Source organism: Trichlorobacter sp. (assembly GCF_030247655.1).
Taxonomy (GTDB): Bacteria; Desulfobacterota; Desulfuromonadia; order Geobacterales; family Pseudopelobacteraceae; genus Trichlorobacter.
In genome coordinates, this window is sequence record NZ_JAOTRZ010000182.1 from 1 (window position 1) to 6,207 (window position 6,207).

Below are 6,207 nucleotides of genomic sequence, written 5' to 3' on the forward strand. Positions count from 1 at the left end.
CTCTATGGAGAAAATGTCCACCATATTATTGAAGCCTGTTTCAAGGGGTTTGGCAGATCTCTGGACAGTGCTACCCGACAGGATTCCCGCCTGCATGGCGTGATGTCCACCAAGGGTGTCTTGTAGCTTTTAAAAACAGATTTTCACAAAAAAAGGGGCAGCCTGTTCAGGCCTGCCCCTTTTTTTATAACAAAATAGTTTTGAGCCCTACTTTACTTCTTTCAATAACACCTTGGCCTTTTTGGCCTCATCACTTTTGGGATAATCCGCTATCAGACGTTTTAACAGGTACTGAGTGCTCTTCAGATCCTTTAATGCCTTGAATGAAAGCGCCTGCTTCAACATGGCGGCCGGTGCCTTTTCCTTTTTGGGGTACTGTTTAACCACTTCCTGGAACTCAAGGATGGCCTGCTCATAGTTTTTCTCACCGTAATAGGTTTCGCCAATCCAGTAGCGGGCATTGGGCACCAGATCATGGCTGGAATTTTTTTCGATAAAGCTGGTCAACTGAGTGCGGGCGCTGGGCATATCGCCTGCCTTGAAGGCTTCAAGACCTTTCAGGTAGAGGGCATCAGAAGCAGAGTCTTTACCAGCAGTGGAGCTGCCTTGGGCGACCTCCTTCATCCGCTTGTTTAATTCATCGAGTGCGACCTGAAGTTTAACGATCCGATCTTCTAGTGCCACAATGCGACGGTCTGAATCTTCACGGTAGCGTGTCAGTTCTTCAGCAGGTTTCTTGGCTGCAATTCGCTGATCATCCAGCTTACCAGCCATGATCTGCATATCTGATTTGAGGCTGTCAATATTTGCCTGGAGATCTGCATCCCCTTTGCGTAACGTCGCAAAGTCAGACTTGAAGGTTTTTTCACCTTCCCGCGCAGCGCTGAGGTCTTTTTCAATGGTATATATACGGCTTTTGGTCTCATCAATGTCACGACGTACCGCCTCGACCGAACCTGATGAAGCGCATCCGCTTGCCAGAGCAGCCAGTAGACAGAAGACAGGACTCCATACTTTTATCATTACCATACCTCCGTAGTTTCAACCATTAAACGTCTTTTAAGGCAAACATAATACTACAGGTGGAACGGCATGACAAGGCTGATGAGTGATATATACGGTTAAGTCTTGACAGGTAGATCTTTAGCGTCTAAATTTTTACAGATTTATGTTAATGCGTACTGCATACTCAATTTTGAACTGTAAAATGTTGCTGGCAATAAAGAAAGAGAGGAATAAAGGCATGCAAATGCAGATGTTAGCACCGATTCTTGGGGTAGCAGGATTTATCATCGCCATCCTGATTTACACCAGCATCAAGTCCCAGTCCGTTGGTAATGACAGGATGAAGGAGATCGCCGAGGCGATCCATGGCGGGGCCATGGCCTTCCTTAACCGTGAATACCGCGTGCTGGCTGTTTTTATCATGGTTGTCTTTGGTCTGATCTTCATCAGCATGGGTATCCAGACCGCACTGGCCTTTTTGGGTGGTGCACTCTGTTCCATGCTCTGCGGTTACATCGGTATGCAGGCGGCAACCCACGCCAACGTGCGCACGACTGAAGCAGCCCGCACTACCGGCCAGGGTGCTGCCCTGATGGTGGCCTTCAATGGCGGAGCGGTCATGGGCTTGTCAGTTGCCTCGGTTGGTCTGATCGGGGTCGGCATTGCCTACATCTTCTTTGGCAGCGATCCGGCAACCGCCAACTACATCAACGGTTTTGCCATGGGAGCTTCCTCCATTGCCCTGTTCGCCCGGGTGGGCGGCGGTATCTACACCAAGGCAGCTGATGTTGGCTCTGACCTGGTGGGCAAGGTTGAGGCCGGCATTCCTGAGGACGACCCCCGTAACCCCGGCGTTATTGCTGATAACGTTGGGGACTGTGTGGGTGACACCGCCGGTATGGGCGCTGATATCTTTGAATCATATGTTGGCTCCATCATTGCCACCATCGCCATTGCGGCTACAGCCAGCGCTTTACAGCTGGATATTCTGGGTGGTGAAGCGGTGCGCGCTAATGCCATGTTGCTGCCGTTGGTGTTGGCCATGGCCGGCCTGATCTTCTCTCTGATCGGTGTCGGATCCATGAAATTCCTGAAAAACATCAACCCTGCTGCAGCCCTGCGCTACACCACCTTTGTGGCCGCTGGCGGCTTCCTGGTCGCCTCCTACTTCATTACCAAGGCCATGCATATCAACAACGGCGTGTTCTGGGCCATTCTGGCCGGCACCATTGCCGGTATCACCATCGGCCTGATTACTGAATACTACACCTCTGCAGGTCCGGTTACCAGGATCGCCGAGGCATCCAAAACCGGGCCGGCCACTAACATCATCCACGGTCTGGCAGTAGGCCTTGAAAGCACTGTTGCTCCGATTCTTGTTATCTGTGCAGGCATCTTTGTGGCAAATCAGGTTGCCGGTCTTTATGGTATCGGCATTGCTGCAGTGGGTATGCTGGCCACAGTCGGCGTGACTATGACCGTTGACGCTTACGGCCCGATCGCTGATAACGCAGGCGGCATCTCTGAAATGGCCGGTCTCGGTCCTGAAGTCCGCAAGATTACTGACGGCCTTGACGCCATCGGTAACACCACCGCTGCCGTGGGCAAAGGATTCGCCATCGGTTCAGCTGCCCTGACCGCCTTGGCCCTGTTTTCTGCCTATGCTACCGCAGTCGGTCTTGAGTCAATTAACCTGCTCAACCCGATGGTGGTAATCGGTCTGCTGATAGGCGGTGCTCTGCCGTTCTTTATCGGCGCCCTGACCATGACCTCTGTTGGCAAGGCTGCGGGCAAGATGGTGGATGAGATCCGTCGTCAGTTCCGTGAAATTCCCGGCCTGCTTGAAGGTAAGCCCGGTGTTAAACCGGATTCCCAGACCTGCGTCGATATCTCTGCTAAGGCTGCTCTGCAGGAGATGATCCTGCCCGGCCTAGTGGCGGTTATCGCGCCGGTACTGGTCGGATTTTTACTGCACAAGGAGGCGCTGGGCGGCATGCTGGCTGGTGCAACCCTGGCTGGTGTACTGCTGGCCCTGATGATGTCCAACGGCGGCGGTGCATGGGACAACGCCAAAAAGTTCATTGAAAAAGGTGAGCTGGCAGGCGAGAAAAAGGGCGGCGATGCGCACAAGGCAGCTGTTGTTGGTGACACTGTTGGTGACCCGTTCAAAGATACTTCCGGTCCGGCAATGAACATCCTGATCAAGCTGATGTCAGTAGTGTCGCTGGTTATTGCGCCCCTTCTGAAATAATTTCAGAGTGTCTTGAGCGTATTCTTCAAAAGGCCGATCGGTTATTCCGATCGGCCTTTTGAACAGGTTGTACTGGGAACAGGTGTTACTCTCTCACGAATGTATCCATGTCGCTGTCATTTACCATCCCCATGATGTGAGCATATTCCGCCTCAATCAGAGCGTAGTGTCCTTCAGTCTCCTTAACTACCCGCTCAAAAATTGCCTTAACCATCGGGTCAACCACGCCTGCTGCAAGCTGGGTATACTGGCCGATACAGTCCTTTTCCTCAATCAGGGCAAGCTCCAATGCCTTCTGTTCCCCCATCTCTTCACTGATAGCTTTTTCAAGCTTCATGTAGGTGGGGTTCTTGGTGTCTACCGGAGTGGACATAAAGCTCTGCAGGTCGCCAAACTCGGTTCCTTTGTAGTGATCAAAGAAATGTTTCACGTGGGTTGCTTCTTCTGCTGCCAGCATTTCCAATACTTTCTTTGCTCGCTCATTTTTTGCCACTGATGCTGCTCGGACATAAAAATCCATGCTGTCTTTTTCTGCCTTAATGGCAAGTTTTAAGGCCTCTTGAACTGAATATTCTTTTCCCATGATCTGCTCCCTCCTTGTTAGTGGTCTGATGAGAAGGCTTATAACCGCTAATTTGAAATATTCAAGCTCGCTGTGTGATTTTTGTGTGTGGGAAATAAAAAAGGAGCAGCCTTATAAGGCTGCTCCTTTGACATGATATGGCTCCCCAGCGCGGACTCGAACCACGGACATGGTGATTAACAGTCACCCGCTCTACCGACTGAGCTACTGGGGAACAAATGAGACCGTTCTTCTATCATAGTCAGCAAAGTGCAGTCAAGTGAAAAAAATACGTATATCTTTGGAGACCGCATTCGGCGCATTTGCATCATTTGCTGCTGATGGGGCAGCCTTTTTCTTGACTTACGTCAAAAACCAAGTATAAAGTTTGTGTAATTAAAAAAAGCCAATACAAACAGTTGTTTATATGTATATTCATATATCTGGACCTCGCTGTGAGGTTATACTACTAAGGAGGCGCATATGAGATTACCGAAGTTTGTGGCACAAGCGGCGCTGCTGCTGGGGCTTTCCCTGGCAACAACTGCGATCGCTGGTAACCATGCCGATTATGTCGGTGCTGGTCCGTTCAAGACAGGCCCTGAAGTGACCAAGAAGTGTATGGAGTGTCATGAGGCCGAAACCAAGGCTTTTATGAAATCGGTACACTGGACCTGGTCTAAAAAGCAGAAGCTAAACGGAAAAGATATTGATCTGGGTAAGAAGAACGCGCTCAACAACTTCTGTGTTGCCATTGATTCAAACTGGCCGCGCTGCACCAGTTGTCATACCGGTTATGGCTGGAAAGACAAAAGCTTTGATTTTAGCAAGGCAGAAAACGTTGACTGTCTGGTTTGTCATGAGACAACCGGTACCTACAAAAAGACACCTGCAGGCGCTGGTAATCCTGATCCTAAAGTTGATCTGGTGAAAGTGGCCCAATCTGTTGGTAAGCCAAGCCGCAAGGCCTGTGGTTCCTGTCACTTCTATGGTGGTGGTGGCGACCGGGTCAAGCATGGTGATCTGGATTCTACCTTGACTAATCCGTCTCCTGAAATTGACGTCCATATGGGCGGTAATAAAAAGATGACCTGCCAAGACTGCCACCAGGGCGGTAAAGATCATGCCATCAAGGGCGAGGCAGCTTCCGTTTCAATTGGATCTACTAAGAAAATTTTTGGCTGTACGGATTGCCACAAAGTGAACGTACATAAAAATGCATTCTTGAACAAGCATGCCAAAAAGATTGCTTGCCAGACCTGCCATATCCCAACCTTTGCCAAGGCTCTGCCAACTAAAACCTGGTGGGACTGGTCAACAGCCGGTAAAGATGACAAGAATGCACCAAAAGATAAGTACGGCGAGAAGACCTACGCTAAAATGAAGGGTGACTTCAAGTGGGAGAAGGATGTTGTCCCTACCTACCTTTGGTATAACGGAACCGTTGACCGCGTACTGATGGGCGACAAGATCGATCCTTCCAAGGTTGTGAAGCTGTCTGACGCTAAGGGTGATCGTAAAGACCCCAACGCTAAGATCTTCCCCTTCAAAGTTATGAAAGGTAAGCAGCCATATGACTCTGGTAACAACACAGTTGCCGTAGTTAACACCTTTGGTCCACCTACCAGTGAAACCGCCTACTGGGTAAAATATGACTGGGCTAAGGCAATTGAAGCCGGTATGAAGGCTGCCGGTCAGCCCTACAGCGGCAAGTTTGGCTGGATTGAGACCTCCATGGTCTGGCCAGTCAACCACATGGTTACACCCAAGGGTAAAGCTTTGAAGTGTAATGATTGTCACAGTGAGAAAGGTCGTCTGGACTGGAAGGCGCTTGGCTACAAGGGTGATCCAAAAAATCCGGCTAACCGTTAAACGGTAGCTGAGCTGGCGTTGTTGATAGGGCCTGCAGAAATTCTGCAGGCCCTTATTTGTTGAAGTGGCGTGATATAAAACTTGATTTTATTGGTCGTCATAGTGTAATTATTTTTAGCCTCAGTGAATTGATTCTGGCAAAACAGCGTTAAACCAACTGCTTAAAATATGAACAGTAAATATTTTTTTAGTTTTGATAAAACGGTGGTTGTATGAAAAAGAAAAAAATGCTTCTCTCGCAGAAAACCATGGATCTGGACATGGTGCGCAAGGTAGAGCAGCTCTCCGGGACTTCGGTCAGGCGCTGTTTCCAGTGCGGAAAATGTTCTGCGGGCTGTCCCATGGCAACTTTTATGGATCATCCTCCAAACCGGATTGTCCGACTGCTGCAGTTGGGGCAGTGGCAACGGATTCTGGCAGGTCGTTCCATCTGGTATTGTGTTTCTTGCGAGACTTGCTCTACCCGATGCCCAAATCAGGTGCACCTTGCCTCCATCATGGATGCCCTGCGTACACT

Annotated in this window: 5 protein-coding genes, 1 tRNA gene and 1 pseudogene; 4 read left to right on the forward strand and 3 right to left on the reverse strand. The window is 49.8% G+C overall.

All coding sequences use genetic code 11. The features are described from left to right. A pseudogene (gene hisB / locus OEL57_RS13105) lies at nt 1–126 on the forward strand (imidazoleglycerol-phosphate dehydratase); the annotation flags it as partial. 81 nt (nt 127–207) lie between these two features. Here hisB and ybgF read toward each other — a convergent pair. Next, complete coding sequence (gene ybgF / locus OEL57_RS13110; protein ID WP_300741017.1) at nt 208–1,023, reverse strand: tol-pal system protein YbgF; 816 nt, start codon at nt 1,021–1,023, stop codon at nt 208–210. Nucleotides 1,024–1,243: 220 nt separating this feature from the next. On the opposite strand from ybgF, the gene OEL57_RS13115 reads away from it, so the two are divergent. After that, complete coding sequence (locus OEL57_RS13115) at nt 1,244–3,256, forward strand: sodium-translocating pyrophosphatase (protein WP_300741019.1); 2,013 nt, start codon at nt 1,244–1,246, stop codon at nt 3,254–3,256. A gap of 85 nt (nt 3,257–3,341) precedes the next feature. Here the strand turns inward: OEL57_RS13115 and OEL57_RS13120 are convergent, their stop codons facing one another. Both OEL57_RS13120 and OEL57_RS13125 read right to left on the reverse strand, forming a co-directional pair. Further along, complete coding sequence (locus OEL57_RS13120; RefSeq protein ID WP_300741021.1) at nt 3,342–3,839, reverse strand: ferritin-like domain-containing protein; 498 nt, start codon at nt 3,837–3,839, stop codon at nt 3,342–3,344. Between the two features lie 138 nt (nt 3,840–3,977). Continuing rightward, a tRNA-Asn gene (locus OEL57_RS13125) sits at nt 3,978–4,053 on the reverse strand. 248 nt (nt 4,054–4,301) lie between these two features. Here OEL57_RS13125 and OEL57_RS13130 point away from each other — a divergent pair. Together OEL57_RS13130 and OEL57_RS13135 are read left to right on the forward strand one after the other, a co-directional pair. Further along, nucleotides 4,302–5,690 carry a tetrathionate reductase family octaheme c-type cytochrome gene (locus OEL57_RS13130; RefSeq protein WP_300741023.1) on the forward strand — a complete coding sequence of 463 codons (1,389 nt, stop codon included), beginning with the start codon at nt 4,302–4,304 and terminating at the stop codon, nt 5,688–5,690. A 212-nt stretch (nt 5,691–5,902) separates the two neighbouring features. Continuing rightward, nucleotides 5,903–6,207: 4Fe-4S dicluster domain-containing protein (locus OEL57_RS13135; protein ID WP_300741025.1), on the forward strand; the 305-nt coding region annotated here is incomplete at its 3' end.